The 21,293-nt window shown below is 71.3% G+C and carries 22 protein-coding genes; 3 read left to right on the top strand and 19 right to left on the bottom strand.

Translation table 11 applies throughout. The features are described 5' to 3' along the window. Positions 1–28 precede the first annotated feature (28 nt). The 8 genes from LL946_RS00645 to LL946_RS00680 are packed head-to-tail and all read right to left on the bottom strand — an operon-like array spanning position 29 to position 6,673. A complete protein-coding gene (locus tag LL946_RS00645; protein WP_404383740.1) occupies positions 29–1,393 on the bottom strand; it encodes a M50 family metallopeptidase in 1,365 nt (454 codons plus the stop codon). A gap of 58 nt (positions 1,394–1,451) precedes the next feature. After that, complete coding sequence (gene dxr, locus LL946_RS00650; RefSeq protein WP_404383742.1) at positions 1,452–2,663, bottom strand: 1-deoxy-D-xylulose-5-phosphate reductoisomerase; 1,212 nt, start codon at positions 2,661–2,663, stop codon at positions 1,452–1,454. Beyond that, entirely contained in the window at positions 2,660–3,196 is a 537-nt protein-coding gene (locus LL946_RS00655) for an acyl-CoA thioesterase (protein ID WP_404383744.1), read from the bottom strand. The genes dxr and LL946_RS00655 overlap by 4 nt, the downstream gene beginning before the upstream one ends. 14 nt (positions 3,197–3,210) lie before the next feature. Beyond that, complete coding sequence (locus tag LL946_RS00660) at positions 3,211–3,810, bottom strand: TIGR03086 family metal-binding protein (RefSeq protein WP_404383746.1); 600 nt, start codon at positions 3,808–3,810, stop codon at positions 3,211–3,213. Positions 3,811–3,855: 45 nt separating this feature from the next. Beyond that, positions 3,856–4,200 carry a barstar family protein gene (locus LL946_RS00665; RefSeq protein WP_404383748.1) on the bottom strand — a complete coding sequence of 115 codons (345 nt, stop codon included), beginning with the start codon at positions 4,198–4,200 and terminating at the stop codon, positions 3,856–3,858. Next, positions 4,200–4,688 carry a ribonuclease domain-containing protein gene (locus LL946_RS00670; RefSeq protein ID WP_404383750.1) on the bottom strand — a complete coding sequence of 163 codons (489 nt, stop codon included), beginning with the start codon at positions 4,686–4,688 and terminating at the stop codon, positions 4,200–4,202. Before LL946_RS00670 ends, LL946_RS00665 begins: the two co-directional genes overlap by 1 nt. Positions 4,689–4,737: 49 nt before the next feature. Further along, a complete protein-coding gene (locus LL946_RS00675) occupies positions 4,738–5,178 on the bottom strand; it encodes a hypothetical protein (protein ID WP_404383752.1) in 441 nt (146 codons plus the stop codon). A gap of 31 nt (positions 5,179–5,209) precedes the next feature. Next, the gene (locus tag LL946_RS00680; protein ID WP_404383754.1) at positions 5,210–6,673 is read right to left on the bottom strand and encodes an NAD-dependent succinate-semialdehyde dehydrogenase; all 1,464 of its coding nucleotides are present in this window, start codon (positions 6,671–6,673) and stop codon (positions 5,210–5,212) included. 198 nt (positions 6,674–6,871) lie between these two features. Here LL946_RS00680 and LL946_RS00685 point away from each other — a divergent pair, with 198 nt between their 5' ends. Then, positions 6,872–7,975 carry an LOG family protein gene (locus tag LL946_RS00685; RefSeq protein WP_404383756.1) on the top strand — a complete coding sequence of 368 codons (1,104 nt, stop codon included), beginning with the start codon at positions 6,872–6,874 and terminating at the stop codon, positions 7,973–7,975. Positions 7,976–7,988: 13 nt separating this feature from the next. Here the strand turns inward: LL946_RS00685 and LL946_RS00690 are convergent, their stop codons facing one another. The 8 genes from LL946_RS00690 to pyrH all read right to left on the bottom strand — a co-directional run bounded on the left by LL946_RS00690 (position 7,989) and on the right by pyrH (position 16,292). Continuing rightward, the gene (locus LL946_RS00690) at positions 7,989–8,582 is read right to left on the bottom strand and encodes a response regulator (RefSeq protein ID WP_404383758.1); all 594 of its coding nucleotides are present in this window, start codon (positions 8,580–8,582) and stop codon (positions 7,989–7,991) included. Beyond that, a complete protein-coding gene (locus LL946_RS00695) occupies positions 8,579–10,549 on the bottom strand; it encodes a histidine kinase (RefSeq protein WP_404383760.1) in 1,971 nt (656 codons plus the stop codon). The genes LL946_RS00690 and LL946_RS00695 overlap by 4 nt, the downstream gene beginning before the upstream one ends. Positions 10,550–10,562: 13 nt before the next feature. Then, positions 10,563–11,258, bottom strand: coding sequence for a hypothetical protein (locus tag LL946_RS00700; RefSeq protein ID WP_404383762.1), 696 nt, complete (start codon positions 11,256–11,258; stop codon positions 10,563–10,565). A gap of 126 nt (positions 11,259–11,384) precedes the next feature. Next, positions 11,385–12,581: a hypothetical protein gene (locus LL946_RS00705; protein WP_404383764.1), complete on the bottom strand. Its 1,197-nt coding sequence runs from the start codon at positions 12,579–12,581 to the stop codon at positions 11,385–11,387. A 133-nt stretch (positions 12,582–12,714) separates the two neighbouring features. Continuing rightward, positions 12,715–13,941: a 23S rRNA (adenine(2503)-C(2))-methyltransferase RlmN gene (gene rlmN, locus LL946_RS00710; protein ID WP_404383766.1), complete on the bottom strand. Its 1,227-nt coding sequence runs from the start codon at positions 13,939–13,941 to the stop codon at positions 12,715–12,717. A 31-nt stretch (positions 13,942–13,972) separates the two neighbouring features. Continuing rightward, positions 13,973–14,869, bottom strand: a complete 897-nt coding sequence (locus LL946_RS00715) for a phosphatidate cytidylyltransferase (protein WP_404383768.1) — start codon at positions 14,867–14,869, stop codon at positions 13,973–13,975. A 19-nt stretch (positions 14,870–14,888) separates the two neighbouring features. Beyond that, positions 14,889–15,446, bottom strand: a complete 558-nt coding sequence (gene frr / locus LL946_RS00720) for a ribosome recycling factor (protein ID WP_404383770.1) — start codon at positions 15,444–15,446, stop codon at positions 14,889–14,891. Positions 15,447–15,539: 93 nt separating this feature from the next. Beyond that, entirely contained in the window at positions 15,540–16,292 is a 753-nt protein-coding gene (gene pyrH, locus LL946_RS00725) for a UMP kinase (protein WP_404383772.1), read from the bottom strand. 91 nt (positions 16,293–16,383) lie between these two features. Between pyrH and LL946_RS00730 the strand changes: the two genes are divergently transcribed. Continuing rightward, entirely contained in the window at positions 16,384–16,986 is a 603-nt protein-coding gene (locus LL946_RS00730) for an antibiotic biosynthesis monooxygenase (RefSeq protein ID WP_404383774.1), read from the top strand. 14 nt (positions 16,987–17,000) lie between these two features. Here LL946_RS00730 and LL946_RS00735 read toward each other — a convergent pair whose 3' ends face one another. The 3 genes from LL946_RS00735 to rpsB all read right to left on the bottom strand — a co-directional run bounded on the left by LL946_RS00735 (position 17,001) and on the right by rpsB (position 19,698). Then, complete coding sequence (locus LL946_RS00735; protein WP_404383776.1) at positions 17,001–17,708, bottom strand: hypothetical protein; 708 nt, start codon at positions 17,706–17,708, stop codon at positions 17,001–17,003. Between the two features lie 155 nt (positions 17,709–17,863). After that, positions 17,864–18,694 (bottom strand): translation elongation factor Ts, encoded by an 831-nt coding sequence (tsf, locus tag LL946_RS00740; RefSeq protein WP_404383778.1) that lies wholly within the window; start codon positions 18,692–18,694, stop codon positions 17,864–17,866. Between the two features lie 50 nt (positions 18,695–18,744). Beyond that, the gene (gene rpsB, locus LL946_RS00745; protein ID WP_404383780.1) at positions 18,745–19,698 is read right to left on the bottom strand and encodes a 30S ribosomal protein S2; all 954 of its coding nucleotides are present in this window, start codon (positions 19,696–19,698) and stop codon (positions 18,745–18,747) included. A gap of 348 nt (positions 19,699–20,046) precedes the next feature. Between rpsB and LL946_RS00750 the strand changes: the two genes are divergently transcribed. Beyond that, the gene (locus tag LL946_RS00750; protein WP_404383782.1) at positions 20,047–21,291 is read left to right on the top strand and encodes an MFS transporter; all 1,245 of its coding nucleotides are present in this window, start codon (positions 20,047–20,049) and stop codon (positions 21,289–21,291) included. The last annotated feature ends 2 nt before the right edge of the window (positions 21,292–21,293 follow it).

The raw sequence follows: 21,293 nt of genomic DNA on the forward strand, positions 1-21,293 counted from the left end.
GGACGCGACCTCAGGCACCTCAGGCGCCTCAGCCGCCGAGGTCGATCGGGTTGACGATGTCGGCATAGATGAGCAGCGCCGACATGACGAGCAGGCCCAGCGACACGGCATACGCGACAGGGAGGGCCTTGGCGACGTCGACGTGACCGGGGTCGGGGTTGCCGCGCATCCGCGCCCAGCCCTTCTTCGTCCCCTCCCAGAGGGCCCCGGCGACGTGCCCGCCGTCGAGCGGCAGGAGCGGGATGAGGTTGAAGACGAAGAGCATGAAGTTCAGCGAGGCGATGAGCATGACTAGGAACCACGCCTTGTCTCCCCACGACTCGCCCACGACGTCGTCGAGCTTGCCCGCCGACACGTCACCGGCCACGCGCCCGACGCCGACCACCGAGATGGGGCTCTCGAGGTCGCGCTCCTGACCGGAGAAGGCGGCGTTCCAGACACCGACCATCTTCTGCGGGATGCGGACGATGGCCGTGGCCGTGCGCCAGAGGTTCTCACCGATGATCCCGGGCACGGCGGTGATCGGCTGGGTCTCGTAGTCGAGGAGCGCCGCCGAGCTCACGCCGAGGTAGCCGGTCTCGACGACCTTCTGCTTGCCGTCGGCGCCGAGGATGGGCTGGCCCTGGTCGTCGTAGGCGGGGAGCGTGTTGAGGATCGGGGTGACGGAGAGCGTGCGCTCGGTGCCCGCGCGGAGCACGACGACGTCCGTCGGCTGGTCGACCCGCGGGCGCACGAGGCGACCCACGTCGGCCGAGCTCAGGACGGGCTCGCCGTTGATCGTGCGGATCTCGTCGCCCGGGAGGATGCCGGCCGCGTTGGCGGGGGTCTCGGGAGCACCTGCACAGCTCGGGTCGGTCTGGGCCGCCTCGAAGGTCTTGACGCACTCGGCGACCGCGGCGACCCGGGCGCCCTCCTGCACCGCGAGCATGCCGTGGGCGGTGACGAGGACGGTGAGGAGCACGGTGCCGATGACGAAGTTCATCAACGGCCCGCCGAGCATGATGATGACCTTGCGGTGGACCGGGAGGCGGTAGAAGACGCGGTCCTCGTCGCCGGGGCGCAGCTCCTCGAGCGAGGCCTTGCGGGCCTCGTCGGCGAGCTGGCTGAAGCGCCCGGTCGAGGAGACGCGCACCTTGGTCGGGTCCTCGCCCGGCCGCGGCGGGAACATGCCGATCATCCGGATGTAGCCCCCGAGCGGGATCGCCTTGACGCCGTACTCGGTCTCACCGCGGCGGCGCGACCAGATCGTCGGCCCGAAGCCCACCATGTACTGGGTCACGCGCACGCCGAACCGCTTCGCCGGCACGAGGTGGCCGACCTCGTGCAGCGCGATCGAGGCGGCCACGCCCACGGCGAGGACGAGCACGCCCACGATGTATGCGAGAACGGTCATGAGACGAACCTTCGTGCCTTCCAGCGGTCGGTGACGGTCGGTGACGGTCGGTGAGGGCTCAGATGCCGAGCTCGGTGGCGGCCTGTCCCCGGGCCCACGCGTCGGCGGCGAGCACTCCGTCAACGGTCGACGCGTCGAATTCACTCCCAGTATGCGCGTCCGCGTGCGCCTCGACGACCCGCTCCACGGAGTCGACGATGTCGAGGAACCCGATCCGTCCGTCGTGGAAGGCGTCGACGGCGACCTCGTTGGCCGCGTTGTAGACCGCGGGGTAGGTCCCTCCGGCCTCGCCGACCTGGCGTGCGAGCCGCACCGCGGGGAACGCCTCGTCGTCGAGTGGGGCGAAGTCCCACGACTGTGTGAGCGACCAGTCACACGGCTCGTCGATGTCGTCGAGGCGGTCCGGCCACGAGAGCCCGAGCGCGATCGGGACGAGCATGCGGGGCGGGCCGAGCTGGGCGATGGTCGAGCCGTCGCGGAACTCGACCATCGAGTGGATCTGCTGCTGCGGGTGCACGACGACGTCGATCCGGTCGAACGGGATGTCGAAGAGCAGGTGCGCCTCGATGACCTCGAGTCCCTTGTTGACGAGCGTTGCGGAGTTCGTCGTGATGACCCGCCCCATCGAGAAGTTCGGGTGCGCGAGCGCCTGCTCGGGCGTGACGTCGGCGAGCTCGGCACGCGTGCGGCCGCGGAACGGGCCCCCGCTCGCGGTGACGACGAGGCGCCGGACCTCCTCGGCGCGTCCCCCGCGCAGCGCCTGCGCGATGGCGCTGTGCTCGCTGTCGACGGGGACGATCTGGTCGGGCTTGGCGGCGCGCTTCACGAGGTCGCCGCCGATGATGAGGGACTCCTTGTTGGCCAGCGCCAGGGTCGACCCGGCCGCCAGCGCCGCCAGCGTGGGCCGCAGCCCGATCGAGCCGGTGATGCCGTTGAGGACGACGTCGGCGCCGTTCCCGGCGGCCGTCACCGCCGCCCCGTCCCCGACCACGATCTCGGGTGCGTATGCCGGCCCACGCAGAGCGTGGGACCCGCGCCCCAGCCCCGCGGCATACGCACCGATCGCGGAGCGCACGTCCTCGACGGAGCCGGACGCCAGGGCGACAAGGGGGACGTCGAAGTCGACGGCCTGGCGGGCGACGAGGTCGACGTTGCTTCCGGCACTGATCGCGGTGACGGTGAAGCGGTCACGGTTGCGGCCGATAACGTCGAGGGCCTGGGTGCCGATCGAGCCGGTCGAGCCGATGAGGGAGACGCTGCGCGGGCTCACGCGTCGGCCCCGTTGCCGGCGCCCCGGCCAGCCTCGGCCTCGGCCTCGCGGGAGGCCTCGATGGCGGTCCTGCGAGCGAGCCGGTGCTCGCGGCGGATCTCGGCCTCGCGGAAGCGGCGCCGCTCCTCCGCCGTCTCGAGGTCGAGCTCCGGGACGTGCTTGGGGCGGCCGTCGGCGTCGACCGCGACGAAGACGAGGTAGGCGCTGGCGACGTGGACCCGGTCGGTGATCGCGTCCCACCGGTCGACCTCGACGCGCACGCCGACCTCCATCGACGAGCGGCCGGCCCAGTTGAGCTGCGCGCTCGAGTGGAGGATGTCGCCCACCCGCACCGGGGTCAGGAAGGTCATCTCGTCCATCGCGGCGGTGACGGCCGGCCCGCCCGCGTAGCGGTTGGCGACGACGCCGGCGATGCTGTCGACCGCCTTCATGAGGACGCCGCCGTGCACGGTCCCCAGGAGGTTGGACTCGGTGGCACGCATGATCTCGGACAGGTCGACTCGGGTCTGGCTCGGTGTCGTCACGGCGACCATCCTGCCAGCGGACGTCAGGTGCTCTCGGGAGCCCGCCAGCCCGGGTCACGGCCGGCGCGGGCCAGGACGCGCTCGAACTCGTTCGCCCCGGGGACATCGACCGCCGGACCGAACATGCCGGGCGTCCCGCCCTTGTCGAAACCCTCGACGTGGCCGGCAAGTGCCTCGACGGTTGCCTCGTCGGGCGCGAACTCCTGGCCGGTCGCACGGGCGAGGTCCCACGCGTGCAGGGTGATCTCGTTGAGCGCCACCAGCCCCATGACCTCGGCGGGCGCGTCGAAGCCACCGGCCCGCGTCATGCCGGTCCAGGCGTCGGGCTGTTGCCAGGCCGCAGCGAGCCGCTCGGACTGCGCCGGGATCTCCTCCCGCCACTGAGGCGGTGCGTCCGGCCAGCCCTGCTGGTCGGGGTTGGTGTCGGTGAGCGGCCCGAGCTCCTTGTCCGCGCTCGCGCGGAAGGCCAGGGTCAGGCCGTGCAGGTGCCCGAGGAGCTGCGAGACGGTGCGTCCGTCGCACGGTGTGGGGTCGTCGAGCCGGGAGTCGTCGACTCCCCCGACGACGTCGCTCAGCCGCTGGGCCGAAGGCCCCAGGTCAGGTGGGTTCGTCGTGGTCGCCATGCCCTCCACCGTCCCACAGCGGGGCGCCGGGTCGGGATGGGAGCCTCAGCGTTCGATGATGGTCACGTGGACGCTCGGGTGGTCCTCGTCGAGCTCGGCCAGCACCGACTCGATCCCGGTCGCGGCACGCGGGTCGGAGCGCCGCAGCTCGGCCGCGCCGTCCCAGACGATCTCCCAGTCACCCTCGCTCTCGCGGGCCAGGGTGTCGAGGCAGTCGGCGAGGGCGTCGAGGTTCATGCCGAACCACTCGGGGAAGTTGAGCGCCTCCGAGAAGGCCTCGAGGGTGGCCGCCTTGGTCGGCGCGCCCTGGACGACCTGCACCAGGCGCCCCTCCTCGACGGCGTCGGCCACGAGCCCGTCGAGGTCGACCTGGTCACCGAGAACGCGCATCACTGACCCTCCTGGATCTGCCGGAAGCTGTCGTAGTGGTCGTCGGTCCAGTACCTGTCGCCGCCCTGGCCGCCGACGATCCGGCGAGCCCCGCGGTCGTCCGATCCCGGTGTCTCGACGGTGTACTCGCGGTAGTAGCCGCGTTTCTGCTGGGGCAGGATGCCCTCGCGGTTCTGGAAGGTCCGGTCGTCCTGGTCGTACGGGTACGGCCCTCCGGCCCGGATGAGCGCGAGCGTCGCCTTCGCCTGGCGCGGCAGCCTCGACTCCGCGACCGTCTCCAGTCCCGAGTCGGGCGTCCTCGCTCCGGAGGGGTATGCCGTCCCGCTCGGCCCCGCGGTCGCCGTCGCCCTCGCTGCGGGGTCCTCGGCCGTGACGCCGTCGCGGTTCGCGACCCACCACAGCCCGACGACGAGGGCGACGACGAGCAGTGGCACGAGCCACGTGAGCGCCGAGCGACGTCCGGTCACGGGTGAGGTCACGTTCGCCATTGTGCCCGTGGCGCCGCATCCGTGCGGGACGTCCCTCCGCGCGCTCCCCTCAGCCCTCGGGCGGGTGCTCCTGGATGAAGCCGTGGATCGGTCGGAGCTGGTCGAGCGGGGCGAAGAAGCCCAGCGTCCCCTGATCGACGACGAGCCGCCTGACACCGTGCTGGGCGAGCTGGTCGCACAGGTCGAGAATGCCGCTGGAGGGCACGGAGAGGACCCGGCTCGCCTGTTCCTCGTCCAAGCCGTTCGCGAGTGCGAACTCCCGGGCGCGGGTGCCGGTGGTGAACGCGAGGAGCGAGGGCACCTCGTCGACCAGGCCCACGAGCGGTCCGACCTCGGGCGGGGTGCCACGCGCGACGAAGAACCACTTCTCGAGTCCGAACATCGCGCGCCACAGGGCGGTCTGCGCACCGAGCGCACCACCGGAGGCACGCGCCGCGTCGGACAGCGCGTCGATCGTCGCCGGGTCGGTCGACTGCGAGGTCTCACTCATGGCGAGCACCCTACGGACGGGGTGGGTGGGGTCAGGGGTTGAGGGAGACGTAGGTGGTCTCGAGGTACTCGTGGATCCCCTCGAACCCTCCCTCTCGGCCGAAGCCGGAGTGCTTCACCCCACCGAACGGCGCCGCGGCGTTCGACACGATGCCGGTGTTGATGCCGACCATCCCGAACTCGAGCGCCTCGCTCACCCGCAGCACCCGGGAGTGGTCACGGGTGTAGGCGTAGGCGACCAGGCCGTACTCGGTCGAGTTGGCCAGGCGCACGGCCTCGGCCTCGTCGGCGAACGTCGTGACCGGCGCGACGGGCCCGAAGATCTCCTCACCGAGGACCCGGGCGTCGGCCGGCACGTCGACGAGCACGGTCGGAGCGTAGAAGTGCCCGCGACCGGCCACCTTGTCGCCGCCGGTGAGCAGCCGCGCGCCACGGTCGACCGCGTCCTGCACGAGCTCGTGCACGCCGTCGCGCGCCTTGGCGGTGATGAGCGGCCCCACCTGCACACCGGACTTGGTCCCCTTGCCGACCGTGAGCCCGCGCATGCGCCGCGCCAGCCGCTGCCCGAAGTCCTCGGCCACCGACTCGTGGACGAGGAACCGGTTCGCCGAGGTGCAGGCCTCGCCGATGTTGCGCATCTTGGCGAGCATCGCCCCGTCGACGGCGGCTTCGAGGTCGGCGTCCTCGAAGACGAGGAACGGCGCGTTGCCGCCGAGCTCCATCGAGACGCGCAGCAGCTGCTCGGCCGACTGCTCGACGAGCCTGCGCCCCACAGCGGTCGACCCGGTGAACGTCAGCTTGCGCAGCCGGGGGTCGCGGATGATCGGCTCCGACACGAAGGCGGTGTCAGAGGTCGTCACGACGTTGAGCACCCCGGCGGGCAGACCCGCCTCCTCGAGAAGCGCGGCGAGGGCCAGCATCGACAGCGGTGTCTCCTGGGCCGGCTTGACCACCATCGTGCAGCCGGCCGCGACGGCCGGCCCGATCTTGCGGGTCCCCATCGCGAGCGGGAAGTTCCACGGCGTGATCATGAACGTCGGGCCGACCGGCTTCTGCATGGTGAGCAGGCGGGAGCCACCGGCCGGGTTCACGGCATACCGGCCGTGGATGCGCACGGCCTCCTCGCTGAACCACCGGAAGAACTCGGCCGCGTAGGCGACCTCACCGCGCGACTCGGCGAGCGGCTTGCCCATCTCGAGGGTCATGAGCATCGCGAACTCGTCGGTGCGGGCGGTGAGAAGCTCGAACGCCCGGCGCAGGATCTCGCCGCGCTCCCGAGGTGCCGTCGCTGTCCAGTCCGCCTGTGCCGCAACGGCTGCATCGAGCGCCAGCCCTCCGTCCGCGACGGTCCCATTGGCGACCTCGACGAGGACACCTCCGGTCGCCGGGTCGTGGACCGGGAACGTCGTCGCGCTGAGCGAGTCGCGCCACTCCCCTGCGACGAGCAGCTGGGTGGGCACGGAGGAGAGGACGGACTTCTGCGTCACGGCAGCCATGCCCCGACTGTATGACGCCGTCGCGTCACGTAGCGTCCACCCCATGAGCCCACTGGAGATACGCCCTGTCGGTGGCGGCCGCGGCTGCCTCACGATGATCGCCGTGTCGATCATCGCCTCGATCATCCTCACCGTGGCCCTCAACCTGCTCCTGCGCTGACCGGCCGCCGCTGGAGCCGCCGGGGCAGGATGGGCACCATGGACGAGATCGAGACGCTGCGCGACCTCGACGCAGCGCTCGCGAGCGGCACCTCGCTGCGCGGCCTGCGGATCCAGGACCTCGACCTCACCGGCCACGAGGGCCAGCTGCTCGCCCGCAGCGACCTGGAGGGCATCGTCGTCCTCGGCGGTCGCCTCTCCCCCGAGCTCGGTGAGCACCTGCGCCTCCACGGAGCGCTGGTCTTCCCGACCGACCCGCACGCCCCCGTCAACGCCTACCGCGCGAGCCTCTACCAGCCGCACGAGCTGTACGCCGGCCTCGACAGCTCCGGCTACGAGAGCACCCCCGATGCCCGCGCCTACCACTGGGCCAAGGACGCCGACCTGCACCACGACGCCTTCGTCACGCTGCTCCGCGCGATCCACGACGACTCGGTGACCGACGCCCTGGGCGAGTTCCTCGGCGGCTCACCGGTCGTCGGCGTTATGGGTGGCCACGCGCTGAAGCGCGACAGCGAGGCGTATGCCGGGGCCGCCCGTCTCGGCCACCGCCTCGCCTCCGCGGGCCTCGTCGTCGCGACCGGCGGTGGCCCGGGAGCGATGGAGGCCGCGAACCTCGGGGCCCTGTGCCCGTCACCGGAGGCCGTGACGGAGGCGCTGGGCCGGCTTGCGCGCATCCCCTCGTTCCACCCGTCGATCCGCGACTGGGCGCAGATCGCCCTCGACACCTACGACGAGATCGTGCGAATCCCGCTGTCCGACAACGGAGTTCGCAGCGTCGGCATCCCGACGTGGTTCTACGGTCACGAGCCTCCCAACGTCTTCTGCAACGGCATCGCCAAGTACTTCAGCAACGCCCTGCGTGAGGACGGCCTCCTGGCACGCTCGACCGCGGGACTCGTCATCCTCCACGGAGCAGCGGGGACGGTGCAGGAGATCTTCCAGTCGATCACCCCGCTCTACTACGCCGAGGAGGACAGGGCGCTGCCGCCCCTGGTGCTCGTGGGAGTCGACCACTGGTCGCGGGACGTGCCCGTCTGGCACGCGATCGAGGCGCTCGGTCGCGACCGCGGTCTGGGGCGCGCGGTCCATCTCGTCGATGACGTCGACGAGGCCGCGGACATCGTGCTCGGCCACGCCTGAGGCCACCCCGGCGTCACAGGCCCCGCATCCGCAGCGCCGCCTGGGTGCGGTCGCGGACCTGGAGCTTGGCGAGCACGTTGGACACGTGGTTCTGCACGGTCTTGAGGCTGAGGTCGAGCTCGCGTGCGATCTCGGTGTTCGACGATCCCTTCGCGACCAGTGCGAGCACCTCCGACTCACGCGGGGTGAGGTCGACGGGCGGTCGGCCACGGTGCGGGTCGGTCCCCCGCCCCATGACCGTGCCGCCCGCGGCGACGGCATGGATCGCGGCGAGCACCTCCTGCTGGCCTGCCTCCTTGAGGAGGTATCCGCTCGCACCCACCCGCAGGGCGGAGGTCACGCTCGCCTGGTCGGCCTGCATCGTGAGGACGAGGACGCGACAGCCCGGCTGCTCGGCGAGGATCTGCCGGGTCGCCTCCAGCCCCGGCAGCCCCGGGAGGTTGAGGTCCATGAGCACGACGTCAGGGTCGGTGGCCCTCGCCACCGAGACAGCCTCCACGCCGTCACCGGCGGCACCCACCACCTCGATGTCGTCGACGGTCCGCAGCAGGCCCACCAAGCCGTCGCGGAACAGTGGGTGGTCGTCGACGACGAGGACGCGGGTCATGCCGTCACCCCAGCGCCGAGCGGCAACCGGAGCGAGACGAGGGTGCCTCGAGCCAGGGAGCTGACCTCGACGCGGCCGCCGATCTCGTCGGCGCGCTCTGACATGCTCCGCAGACCCACCCCCAGTCCTCGGGACCGGTGCGAGGAGGAGCCGTCGGACCCACCGCCGTCGTCGCTGACGTCGAGGGCGAGCACGTCGTCCGACACGGTCGCCGCCACGCGGCAGCTCGTCGCACCCGCGTGCCGGACGACGTTGGTCAGCGCCTCCTGGGCCACCCGGTAGGCGACCACCTCGACTGCGGCGGGCAGCACTGGCCTCGTGCCGGGCAGGTCGAGCGTGAGGTCCAGTCCGGCCGCGCCGACGAGCTCATGGCCGAGCTCGGCGACCGCGACGAAGAGCCCGAGGTCGTCCAGGGCGGCCGGGCGAAGGCCGTCGACGATGCGCCGCACCTCGGCCACCGTCTCGCGCAGCCCGGACTGGAGCAGGTCCAGCCGGTCGTCCACCGCGCGCCCGGACCGCACGAGGTTGCTGATGGTGTCGACCTGGAACCCCAACCCGGCGAGCGAGGGCCCGAGCCCGTCGTGCAGGTCCCGACGCAGCCGCCGCCGTTCGTGCTCCCGGGCCGCGACGAGGCGCTCCTGGGCCGAGCGCAGGTCCTCCACGAGCCCCGCGGCGTGCACCACCCCGCCCACCTGCCGTGCGACGTCGTCCAGGAGCCGGCCCTCGTGCTCGCGCAGGGTCCGCCCGCTCCAGTGGAGGGTGCCGACCTCGGACCCGTATGCCGTGAGCGGCACCACGTGGACCTCGGCTCCGCGCACCCCGCTGGCCGCGAGTGGGCGCCCGGTCGCGTCGAGGATCTCGACGTGGTCGAGCCGCAGCCCGTCGACCAGCTCGTCGGTGAGCGAGCGCAGCAGGGCCGGTCCGTCGGCCGCGTCCGCGAGGCGTCGCCCGGTCTCGGCGAGCACCTCGGCGGGCGCCGACCATCGCCCGTAGGTGAGGCGGTTCGCCGCCCGCTGGAGGGAGTCGCGCACGGGAGCGAACGCGACGGCGACGACCCCCGCTGCGGCCCAGGGCAGCCAGGGGGTGCCGCGGTCCACGAGCATGGCGCCGACCCCGCCGACGACGAGGGCGTAGATGCCGGCCAGTGCGGCCGAGAGCCCGACGTAGGTGACCGACCGGTTCACCACGATCTGCACGTCGTAGAGACGCCGCTGGAGGAGGGCGATTGCGACCGCGACCGGGACGGGCGCCATGACCAGCGCGAACATCCACGGCTCCACCCACGGCGTCGCCACGAGGGGCATGAGCAGCAACGGCAGGGCGAACGCGATCGCGAAGATCATCACCTGCTGCCGTTGCAGGTCGTCACCCCGGCGCCAGCGCCGGACCATGGCGGTGACGGCGACGGCCAGGCAGGCGGACGCCACGACGAGCGCCCCGATGGCCATGAGGTCCGCCACGACCGTCCACGGCCCGTCGAGCCCCACGGGGTTGTCGACACCGGCGAGGCGGTCCTCGAGCGGCACCGGCGCCAGGACCGAGCCCAGCACGAGCAGCGCGACGCACGCGGCAGCCAGGCGGCCGGCATACCGAGGCGGTCTCCCGTCGGGGAAGACGAGCGGGAGGACCACGACGAGCAGGAGCCAGCCCCCGCCGCGGACCGCCGTGCCGGCCACGCCGACGAGTGCCGCCGCCTCGTCGATGACCTCGCTCCGCAGGGGGGTGGCGACGAGCGCCTCCCCCACACCCCAGGCCAACGCGCCGGCGAGCATGAGCCGCCCCACCGTGTGACCCGGCCTGGCCAGCTCGATGACGGCGCCGACGGCGGCATACGTCGCGACGACGAGGACGATCGCCGCGTCGTCGAACCCGTCACGACCGGCGGTGGCGAACAGCGGTGGGACGAGGGCGCACGCGACGGCGAGGGCAGCGACGACCAGCGTCAGGGCCACCCTCACCGTTCGCATGACTCACCTCGCCTCAAGGGTGCCCGACGAGGACGCCGCCCGGCAGCGATCCGGCGGATTCGGTGACGGTGCTCCCGCGGCGGAGCAGCTGCACGGCCACGCCGACGAACCACACGAGCCAGACCATCGTCCCGATGTCCTGCCACTGCACCGCGGTCAGCGGAGGTGAGACGAGGAGGGCTGCGACGGTAACGAGCCCGAAGCCGCCGACCCACTTGGTGTGGGTGCGGTCCGCGAGAGCCGCCAGCGCGACGCCGGCCGTGGCCCCGGCGAGCAGGTAGGCGCTGAGGAAGTGGGCGAACAGCCGGATGTTGTTGATCGCGAAGGCGGTGTCCGTGTCGAGGCCGTGCTGCGCGCCGTACATCGCCGCCGCACCGGCGGGGAAGCCCACCGCGAAGACCTGCGCGACGTAGGCCAGGCCGCAGGCCAGCCCGGTCCAGGAGGCCCAGCGACCCGCCTCACTGCCCGAGCCGAAGCAGCGGGCCAGCATGACGAGCACCGGGACGAGCAGGACGAAGCCGAAGGCCTCGAGCAGTCCGCCGGAGAACGAGCGGGTGAGGTTGCCCTCGACGTAGGCGTCCTCGATGCCCTGGGCGCCGTCGGCGAACAGCGGTCCCTGCTGGATGGCGATCCCGGCGAAGATGAGCGCGACGTGGACGAGTGCGAGGGCTCCGGCGATCCGCCGGAGCCGAACGGGGACGTGTGACATGGGGAGCTCCTCGAATGGGGCGACCGTCGGTCGGTCGCGGTGTCCATCGAGGATCGAGCCGGCGGGTGCCTTCGCGGATCGGGCTCGTTCCCGGGTCGGTCGGGAAGTTCTCCCGGGTGCGCAGCCTCAGCCGCGCGTGAGCAGGACGACCCCGAGGCACATCTCGTCGGTGGTGCCCTCGCCCCAGGCGACGTAGCGCTCCTGCGTGCCCTCGTAGGCGGGGAGGACGTCGCGCATCGCCTGGTCGTGGGTGCACGTCACGGTGAGCGTGTCGCCCTTTGTGATGGGCACCGGCTTCGGGAGCGGGACGGCGTCCTGGTCGTCGAAGTTCCAGACCGGGATGTCGAGCACCCGCTTGGCCCGGGGCGTGCCCTTGTTGACGTCCACGGTGATCGACTTGCCGAGCAGGTGCATGTGGCCGGCCACCGCGCGGATCTGGCCGGGCTCGGTGACGGGACGGGTGCACGACTGGGTCGGCCCGGGCTTGAGCTCGCCGCACAGCAGGTGCAGGAGGTCTGCGGTCGCGACCTGCTCCCCGAAGCGCTGCCGGATGTCGGCGACGGCCGGTGTGCGGGCGCAGAGCTCGCCGGGTGTGCCCTTGCGGCACGGGAGCTCGACGGGCGCGGGGAGCACCATCGTCCGGAGCGGGGTCTTCGTCCCTGCCGATGCCGGAGTGAGCCGCAGCCGGGCGCTGCTCTGGTCGGCGCCGTCGCCGACGAGGAGGTTGTAGTGCATCTGCATGACGAGGCGGGAGCCCTTGGGCAGCGGGATGCCGATGTCCGCGGCCATGACCCGCTCGCCACCCCCGGGGGCCCACGCGGCCACCCACTCGGCGCTGTTGATCTGGGAGGCCGCGCCACCCTTGATGCCGGTGCCGCCGAAGCAGGTCCAGCCGTCGCCCTGCTCCCTGGCGTCCTGCGCCTCCGCGGCCGCCACGTCCTGCGGCTCGACCTTGTAGAGGATGACGTGGTGCACCGCGTCGGGGTTGTCCGGCATGACCTTGACGCCGCTGACGATCATGTCCTGCGCGAACTGCGGGTCCACGAGGAAGCAGCGGTAGTCGTCGGTGCCCTTGCCGTACGGCGGCTTGGGGGTGTACGCGGCGGCCATCGAGATGTCCTGGAACGTCTCGCCGGCGCGCAGTGCCACCTCGGGCGCCTCCGGGGAGGACGTCGCCGTGGCCTTGCCCTGGGAGGCCGCCGGGGACGCCGCATGGCTGCTGGCGTGCGTCTCCTCGCCCCGCAGGTTGTCGGGCAGCGTCCCACCACAGGCGGTGAGGGTCAGGGCGACGACGACGCCGACCACGGCGGTGCGCAGGTGCATCCGTCAAGAGTAGACGGCGGACCTGACGTCACGATCCGGAACCGGAGCGGAGGAGGTGGGCGGACGGCATACCGAACCGAAGGAGCCCGTATGCCGGCCCACGCAGAGCGTGGGACCCGCGCTCACCTGCCGCTCAGGAGGTCGCCGCCGCGAGCTGGCCGCAGGCCCCGTCGATGTCGGAGCCACGGGTGTCGCGCACGGTCGTCGGGATGCCGTGGGCGCGCAGCCGCTCGACGAACTGCTGCTCGACGCCGTGGCGCGAGGCGGTCCACTTCGAGCCGGGCGTCGGGTTGAGCGGGATGGGGTTGACGTGCACCCAGCCCTTGCCACGCGCGACGAGCTTCTCGCCGAGCAGGTCGGCGCGCCAGGCGTGGTCGTTGATGTCCTTGATGAGGGCGTACTCGATGCTCACCCGCCGGCCGGTCGCCTCGTAGTAGCGGTAGGCCGCGTCGAGCGCCTCGTCGACCTTCCACCGGGTGTTGATCGGGACGAGCTCGTCGCGCAGCTCGTCGTCGGGGGCGTGCAACGAGAGCGCGAGGGTGACGGGGATCCCCTCGGCGGTGAGCTTGTCGATGCCGGGGACGAGCCCCACGGTCGACATCGTGATGCCACGCGCCGACATGCCGAGCCCGTCCGGAGAGGGGTCGGTGAGGCGGCGGATCGCACCGATGGCCGCCTTGTAGTTGGCCAGCGCCTCACCCATGCCCATGAAGACGACGTTGCTCACGCGCTGCGGGCCACCCGAAGGCTCTGTCGAGGCGTCGACCGTGTCTTGGTCGGTCTCGTCACCGAGTCCGGCCTCCGCCGGGTGCGTGGCGCCGATGGCGGGCAGGGCGCCGTGACGCAGCTTGCGGTTGGCGTCGACGACCTGCTCGACGATCTCGGCCGCCGACATGTTGCGGGTGAGCCCCGCCTGGCCGGTGGCGCAGAACGGGCAGTTCATGCCGCAGCCCGCCTGGCTCGAGATGCAGATCGTCACCCGACGCGGGTAGCGCATGAGCACCGACTCGACGAGCGCCCCGTCGTGCAGGCGCCACACCGACTTGAGCGTCGCGCCGCGGTCGGCCTCGAGGGTGCGGACCGGGGTGAGCAGCGTCGGCAGGAGGTCGGCGACGAGCTGGTCGCGGACGGCCTTGGGCAGGTCGGTCATCTCCTCGGGCGACTCGACGAGCCGCTCGAAGTAGTGGGTCGAGAGCTGCTTGGCGCGGAAGCCCTTGTGGCCGAGCTCCTCGACGGCGGCCTTGCGCTCGGCCGGGGTGAGGTCGGCGAGGTGGCGCGGCGGCTTGCCGCGACGCGGCGCCTGGAAGGTGAGCTGTCCCGGCACGGGGCGGCCGACGGTGGGTTCTGGGAGGGAGGTCATCGTGACCCAGTCTCCCACTCCCGGTGCTTGGTCAGGGAGCCGCCCAGAGGAGCAGCGCCCAGACGACCGGGATGCAGACGAGGAGCGAGTCGAGACGGTCCATGAGGCCGCCGTGGCCGGGCAGGAGCGTGCCCATGTCCTTGATGCCGAGGTCGCGCTTGATGCTCGACTCGATGAGGTCGCCGATCGTCGCGGCGGCCGCGACGACGACACCGATGACGGCGCCCTGCCACCACACCCCACCGAGCAGGGTGGCGAGACCGACGGCGCCCACGACCGCGCAGGTGAACACCGACCCGCCGAAACCCTCCCACGACTTCTTGGGCGAGAGTGACGGCGCCATCGGGTGCTTGCCGAGGAAGACCCCGAAGGCGTAGCCGCCGATGTCGGAGGCCACGGTCACGAGGACGAAGTAGATGATCCGCAGGTGCCCGTCGTCGGCGGCGAGCAGCAGCGAGGCGAAGCCGCCGAGGAAGCACGGGTAGAGCGCGACGAACAGCGCGCCGCTGATGTCACGCATGGCGCCGTCGAGCCCGTCGGCGACCCGCCACACGAGGATGCCGGTGCAGGTGAGGCCGAAGGTGAGGACGAGCGCCTCGGGGCCGCGGTAGTAGGCCGAGAGCAGCATCGAGACCGCGCCGATGACGACGGGCACGAAGGGCACGTCGACACCGGCCTGCCGCACCGCGCGGCGCATCTCCCACGCGCCGAGCACGATGGCGACGACGAGGACAGGCAGGAAGAGCTCGCGCCGGAACACCAGCGAGGCGATGACGAGGGCGGCCAGCCCGACCCCGACGCCGATCGCTGCCGGGAGGTTGCGGCCGGCCTTCGGGGCCTTGGGTGCCTTGGTGGCACCCCGGGCAGCGGCCTTGGACCGTGCCTCCGGCGCGGCCGCAGGGTCCTCAGTGGTGGAGGAGTCGCTCATCTCGGACGTCCACCCGAGGTCAGACCTCGAGCAGCTCGGTCTCCTTGCTCTTGAGCACCTCGTCGACCGTGTCGACGTACTTCTTCGTCGTGTGCTCGAGGTCCTTCTCGGCGCGCGAGCCCTCGTCCTCGCCGACTTCGCCGTCCTTGACGAGCTTCTCGATGGACTCCTTGGCCTGGCGCCGGATGTTGCGGATCGCGACCTTGGCGTCCTCGCCCTGGCCGCGCGCCATCTTGATGTACTCCTTGCGGCGCTCCTCGGTGAGCTGCGGCAGGACGCACCGGATGATGTTGCCGTCGTTGGACGGGTTCACACCGAGGTCCGCGTCACGCAGGGCCTTCTCGATGTTGGACATGGCGCCCTTGTCGAACGGGGAGATGAGGATCGTGCGCGCCTCGGGCGTCTGGAACGACGCGAGCTGCTGCAGCGGGGTCGGCGCGCCGTAGTAGTCGACGACGACCTTGTTGAACATGCCGGGGTGGGCGCGGCCGGTGCGGATGCCGGAGAGGTTGTCCTTGGCGACCTCGACGGCCTTCTCCATCTTCTCCTCGGCCTCGAGCATGGTGTCGTCGATCATCTGGGCAGGTCTCCTTCGGTATGCCGTGCCGCCCGGTGGGGCGGCAGGGTCCAGTCTGTCAAAGAATGGCGCGAACGCCGTGGCCGCGGGGCCTCACGGCGTGACGAGGGTCCCCATGCGCTCGCCGAGGATGGCGCGGGTGATGTTGCCCTCGCCCTCCATCCCGAAGACCATCATCGGCAGGCCGTTCTCCATGCAGAGGCTGAACGCAGCGGCGTCGACGACCTTGAGCCCCTTGCGAAGGGCGTCCGAGTAGGTCACCGTGTCGAGCTTGCGCGCGTCCGGGTTCGTGCGCGGGTCGGAGTCGTAGACCCCGTCGACGCCGCTCTTTGACATGAGCACCATGTCGCACTGGCACTCCAGTGCTCGCTGTGCGCTCACCGTGTCGGTGGAGAAGTACGGCATACCGGCTCCGGCACCGAAGATCACCGCTCGCCCCTTCTCGAGGTGGCGGATCGCACGTCGCGGGATGTAGGGCTCGGCGACCTGGCCCATGGTGATGGCGGTCTGCACGCGGGTGTCGATGCCCTCCTTCTCGAGGAAGTCCTGGAGGGCGAGGCAGTTCATCACCGTGCCGAGCATGCCGATGTAGTCGGCCCGGGAGCGCTCCATGCCCTTCTGCTGCAGCTCGGCGCCGCGGAAGAAGTTGCCGCCGCCGACGACGATGGCCACCTGCGTGCCCTGGCGGATCGCTGCGGCGATCTGGGCGGCGATGCCGCGCACGACCTCGGGGTCGACCCCGATCTTGCCGCCGCCGAACACCTCGCCACTGAGCTTGAGCAAAACCCGTCGGGGGCGCCCTGCGGTGGTCGTCGGGGCGAGCTGGGTCTGGACGTCAGTGGTCACCGTGCCTCCTCGGCAGTGTCTGCTGGCGGTGCCCCGAATCCTCGCACACCGCGCGTGGGTGCGCGCCCTCCGGGTTGGCACACTGGGAGCCGTGACCCAGACCCCAGCCCAGGCCTCCCCCAGCGCCGGGCCCGTGACCGTCGCCATCACCCGACGCGTCCGTCCGGAGGACGAGCTCCTCATGCGTGCGTGGGCCGACGCCGGCACCCAGATGGCCAGCCATTTCCCCGGATTCCTGGGCTCCGGATGGGTGCGTCCGTCGCGGCAGTCGACCGACTGGCACATGCTCTACCGGTTCGACTCGCGCGAGTCGCTCGCCACGTGGCAGGAGTCCAACGAGCGCAACCGGTGGCTCACCGCCGGCACCAACCTCGTCGAGGACACGAGGATCGAGCACCGGACCGGCATCGAGGGCTGGTTCGACGAGCCCACCGAGCACGCCGTGGCCGATCTCTCGTCGTCGGTCGCGCCCCCTGCTCCCCCACGGTGGAAGCAGATGGTCGTCATCTGGCTCGCCTTCTTCCCCACCTCGCTGGCGCTGGGCTACCTCTTCGCGCCGTTCACCGGCGGCTGGCCGGTGTGGGCCCGCGTGCTGCTGTCCACTGTCGTCGCGACGCCGCTCATGACCTACCTCATCCTCCCGAGGATGACCCGGCTGTTCCACCCGTGGCTCACCCGCGGCCTCGACGACTGAGTGTTCGGCGGCGGTCAGTTCGACTCCGAGGCCTCGCTGAAGGCATCGTCAGTGACCGTCAGCTGCAGGTTGCCGTCCTCAGCCCGCACCACCTCGATGTGCAAGGGGACACGATCTGCAGTGAGGGCATCGGCGCCCGGTTCGGACGTCATCAGCCAGCCCGCCTCGGTCAGGCGCTGGCGATAGGCCGACAGTGCCTCCTCGACGTCCGTCGCCAGGATCCAGAGGACGGCGCGACCACCACCACCCTCGAGCACGGGCCCGGCGTCGGCACCCAGCTCGAGGTCCTCGATCGCGGCCTCCATCCTCGTGGCCGAGTCGGCCACCCCGGGCGCCAGCGGCTCGCTCCGGTTGACGAGGGCCACCCGTGCGGACGCCCGCGTGTCCCGGGCCCTCTCGATGTCCGCCATGCGCGCGAGGTACGGCGCCACGAGGACGCCGAGGACGACGACGGCCACGACGACCTTCACCCACCGGGTCTCGCCGGCGAGCCTGAGGGCCGGCAGGGCGGCCGCACCGACCGCGAGCGCCAGCACCGCCCCCAGCACGAGCATCTTCCCATCAGGTCGGGTGGCCGTCTGGTCGCCGTAGGTGTCCTCGAAGGCGACGACGACGGCCGTGACCAGCGCTGCAACGGCAACAGCGGTGACGACGAACAGGACGGGCCCGAACGCCCGACTCCTGCTTGCGGGGCCCGATTCGCGATCGACGCGCCGGTCCATGGGAGCCATGATCCTCCGGCCCGGACGGCGTCGCAGCCGTTTCGTCCCCACGCGCGACCTCCCGTCCGGATCAGGCCGAGACGCAGGTATGCCGTCCGCTCGGGTGAGCGGACGGCATACCGGATGCTGTGTGCCAGCGGGGTCAGACCAGTGGGTCAGCCACCGACGCGGAAACGCGCGAAGGACGTCGCCGTGGCGCCGGCCTCCTCGAGGACCTTGGCGACGGTCTTCTTCGGCTCCTTGGCGAACGGCTGCTCGAGCAGGACGTTCTCCTTGAAGTAGCCGTTGACGCGACCCTCGACGATCTTCGGGAGCGCAGCCTCGGGCTTGCCCTCCTCCTTGGCCGTGGCCTCGGCGACGCGACGCTCGTTCTCGACCGTCTCGGCGTCGACCTCGTCACGGGTGAGGACGGTCGGGCTGAACGCGGCGATGTGCATCGCGACGTCGCGGGCGACGGACTCGTCGCCACCCTCGGTCGCCACGAGGACGCCGATCTGCGCGGGCAGGTCGGGGCTCGTCTTGTGAAGGTACGCGGCGACGTTCGGGGCCTCGACGCGGGCCACGCGCTTGACCTCGATCTTCTCGCCGATCGTCGCGTTGGACGCGTCGAGCAGCTCCTGGACGGTCTGGCCCTCGGGGAGCGTGCTCGCGAGCAGCTCCTCGGCGTTGGTGGCCTTGACGGCGACGGCCTGGGCGAAGACCTGCTCGGCCAGAGCGATGAACTTCTCACCCTTGGCGACGAAGTCGGTCTCGCAGAGGACCTCGACGAGCGTGCCGACGCCACCCTCGGCCTTGGCGATGACCAGGCCGTTGGAGGTCGTGCGACCCTCGCGCTTGGTCACGCCCTTGAGGCCCTTGACCCGCAGGATCTCGGTGGCCTTGGCCTGGTCGCCGTCGGCCTCGTCGAGGGCCTTCTTGACGTCGAGCATGCCGGCACCCGTGGACTCACGGAGCGCCTTGATGTCAGCGGCGGTGTAGTTCGCCATGTGTGTATGCGCTTCTTTCTGTGTCAAAGACGGACGGAGAAGGGTGGGGCTCAGGCCTTCTCGGCGGGAGCAGCGTCGGCCTCGACCGGAGCGGCCTCGGTCTCGACAGCAGCCTCGGCGGGAACAGCCTCAGCCGGGGCAGCCTCAGCCGGAGCGGCCTCGGCAGCGTCGGCAGCGGCGGTCGCGCCGGCCTCGGGGGCCACGGTCTCGGCGGTCTCGGCAGCAGCCTCGGCGTCGCCACCGAGGAGCTCGCGCTCCCACTCGGCGAGCGGCTCGTTGCCGGCGTCCTCGGTGTCAGCAGCGGCGTTGCCACCCGAACGCGCGATGAGGCCCTCGGCCACGGCGTCGGCGATGACCCGCGTCAGCAGCGTGACGGAGCGGATCGCGTCGTCGTTGCCGGGGATCTTGTAGTCGACCTCGTCGGGGTCGCAGTTGGTGTCGAGGATCGCGATGACGGGGAGCCCGAGCTTGCGCGCCTCGTCGACGGCGAGGTGCTCCTTCTTGGTGTCGACGATCCACACGGCGGACGGGACCTTGGCCATGCCGCGGATGCCACCGAGGGTCTTGTCGAGCTTGTCGCGCTCACGCTTGAGGAGCAGGAGCTCCTTCTTGGTGCGGCCGGAGCCGGCGACGTCCTCGAAGTCGATCTCGTCGAGCTCGACGAGACGGGTCAGACGCTTGGAGATCGTCTGGAAGTTGGTGAGCATGCCACCGAGCCAGCGGTGGTTGACGTAGGGCATGCCGACGCGCGTCGCCTGCTCGGCGATGGGCTCCTGGGCCTGCTTCTTGGTGCCGACGAAGAGGATCGAGCCACCGTGGGCGACGGTCTCGCGCACGAACTCGTACGCGTTGTTGATGTAGGTCACCGACTGCTGCAGGTCGATGATGTAGATCCCGTTGCGCTCGGTCATGATGAAGCGCTTCATCTTCGGGTTCCAGCGACGGGTCTGGTGCCCGAAGTGGACGCCGCTCTCGAGGAGCTGGCGCATGGTGACGACGGCCATGCCGTGTTCTCCTTGTGCTTGGTTCAGTTGCGTCGACGGCGCACGGGTCGTGCACTGCCTGCCTGGCGTCCCGACGCACCCCGCCGTATGCCGTGAGGCTCGGACTGTCGTGGTGCGTCCCGCTTCGTGGTGATCCAGTCAGCGGCGAAGAGACGCGCGAATTGGGTGTCCGTGCGCGAGCACACGAAGACCGTCGCCCATCGTACGCTCCGGCGGCCCCAGCCGAGAAATCCACCGGCACCGACCCCACGGACATGCAGAACCCCGCGTGGGGCCACGTCTCGTGCGGGGACGGGGCGCCGGAAATCCGTTCTGCATGTCCGTCGGCCCGGCGTAGGCTCGCGCCTCGTGTCGCGTCTGGGGGAGGTCATCGCGCCGGCCCGTCTCGGCCGGCCGTTCCGCTGGCTCATGTCGGCGTCGTGGACGAGCAACATCGGCGACGGCATCGCCCTGGCCGCAGGTCCGTTGCTCGTCGCCTCCCAGACCCGCAACCCCACCCTCGTGGCGATGGCCGCGCTGCTCCAGCGCCTGCCGTGGCTGCTGCTCGGCCTGTATGCCGGAGCCGTCGCCGACCGTCTCGACCGCAAGCGCATCATCGTCGTCGCCAACGGCCTGCGCGTGCTCGTCGTGCTCGCCCTGTGCACCTTCATCGCCACGGACCGGGTCTCGATCGGGGTCGTGCTCGCGACGATGTTCGCCTACGGGGTGTGCGAGGTCTTCGCGGACTCCACCGCCGGGACCCTCCTGCCCATGGTCGTGAAGCGTGACGACCTGCGCACCGGCCAGGTGCGGCTCCAGGCCGGCTTCCTCACCGCCAACGAGCTCGTCGGTCCACCCGTGGGCGCCTTCCTCTTCGCCGCCGGCATGGTCTGGCCGTTCGTCACGCAGGCGCTGCTCGTCGTGCTGGCCATCGGCCTGGTGAGCCGGATGGAGCTCCCGCGCGGAGGCGTGCGCGGCGCGGTGGACACCCACATCCGGGCCGACATCCGCGAGGGCCTGCGCTGGGTCCGCCACCACGCGGCGATGCGCACCCTCGCACTGGTCATCCTCACGTTCAACGTCACGTGGGGTGCGGCGTGGTCGGTGCTCGTCCTCTACTCGCTCGACCACCTCGACATGGGGCCGGTCGGGTTCGGCCTGCTCACGACGGCGAGCGCCGTGGGTGGCATCCTCGCGACGCTGAGCTTCGACCGACTGTCGAGCCGCTTCTCGCTCGCGACTCTCATGAAGGCCTGCCTGCTCGCCGAGGTCCTCACCCACCTCGCCCTCGCCCTCGCGACGACCGGCTGGGTGGCCATCGTCATCATGACCGTCTTCGGCGCCTACGCCTTCACATGGGGCACCGTGAGCGTGACGGTCCGGCAGCGAGCCGTGCCCACGGCATACCAGGGTCGGGTCGGGAGCGTCTACGTCACGGGACTCTTCCTCGGCCTCGTCGTCGGGCAGGCGATCGGTGGGCCGATCGCCGGGCGATGGGGCCTCACCGCGCCCTACTGGTTCGCCTTCGCGGGCACCGCCGTCATCCTCGCGCTCGTGTGGCGCCCGCTCGACAGCATCGCGCACGCCGGCGACGACGACCCCGACATCGTCTGACT

It is taken from the genome of Knoellia locipacati, assembly GCF_044791685.1.
Lineage (GTDB): Bacteria > Actinomycetota > Actinomycetes > Actinomycetales > Dermatophilaceae > Knoellia > Knoellia locipacati_A.

Bases quoted from the DNA above. Each gene is read 5' to 3' on its own strand.
- LL946_RS00645 (WP_404383740.1), bottom strand. From the start codon at position 1,393: ATGACCGTTCTCGCATACATCGTGGGCGTGCTCGTCCTCGCCGTGGGC.
- LL946_RS00660 (WP_404383746.1), bottom strand. From the start codon at position 3,810: ATGGCGACCACGACGAACCCACCTGACCTGGGGCCTTCGGCCCAGCGG.
- LL946_RS00685 (WP_404383756.1), top strand. From the start codon at position 6,872: ATGGACGAGATCGAGACGCTGCGCGACCTCGACGCAGCGCTCGCGAGC.
- LL946_RS00655 (WP_404383744.1), bottom strand. From the start codon at position 3,196: ATGGTCGCCGTGACGACACCGAGCCAGACCCGAGTCGACCTGTCCGAG.
- LL946_RS00675 (WP_404383752.1), bottom strand. From the start codon at position 5,178: ATGAGTGAGACCTCGCAGTCGACCGACCCGGCGACGATCGACGCGCTG.
- LL946_RS00680 (WP_404383754.1), bottom strand. From the start codon at position 6,673: ATGGCTGCCGTGACGCAGAAGTCCGTCCTCTCCTCCGTGCCCACCCAG.
- frr (WP_404383770.1), bottom strand. From the start codon at position 15,446: ATGATCGACGACACCATGCTCGAGGCCGAGGAGAAGATGGAGAAGGCC.
- LL946_RS00715 (WP_404383768.1), bottom strand. From the start codon at position 14,869: ATGAGCGACTCCTCCACCACTGAGGACCCTGCGGCCGCGCCGGAGGCA.
- LL946_RS00705 (WP_404383764.1), bottom strand. From the start codon at position 12,581: ATGCACCTGCGCACCGCCGTGGTCGGCGTCGTCGTCGCCCTGACCCTC.
- tsf (WP_404383778.1), bottom strand. From the start codon at position 18,694: ATGGCGAACTACACCGCCGCTGACATCAAGGCGCTCCGTGAGTCCACG.
- LL946_RS00665 (WP_404383748.1), bottom strand. From the start codon at position 4,200: ATGCGCGTTCTCGGTGACCAGGTCGACCTCGACGGGCTCGTGGCCGAC.
- rlmN (WP_404383766.1), bottom strand. From the start codon at position 13,941: ATGACCTCCCTCCCAGAACCCACCGTCGGCCGCCCCGTGCCGGGACAG.
- LL946_RS00690 (WP_404383758.1), bottom strand. From the start codon at position 8,582: ATGACCCGCGTCCTCGTCGTCGACGACCACCCACTGTTCCGCGACGGC.
- LL946_RS00700 (WP_404383762.1), bottom strand. From the start codon at position 11,258: ATGTCACACGTCCCCGTTCGGCTCCGGCGGATCGCCGGAGCCCTCGCA.
- LL946_RS00735 (WP_404383776.1), bottom strand. From the start codon at position 17,708: ATGGACCGGCGCGTCGATCGCGAATCGGGCCCCGCAAGCAGGAGTCGG.
- rpsB (WP_404383780.1), bottom strand. From the start codon at position 19,698: ATGGCCGTCGTCACCATGCGCCAGCTCCTCGAGAGCGGCGTCCACTTC.
- LL946_RS00670 (WP_404383750.1), bottom strand. From the start codon at position 4,688: ATGGCGAACGTGACCTCACCCGTGACCGGACGTCGCTCGGCGCTCACG.
- LL946_RS00695 (WP_404383760.1), bottom strand. From the start codon at position 10,549: ATGCGAACGGTGAGGGTGGCCCTGACGCTGGTCGTCGCTGCCCTCGCC.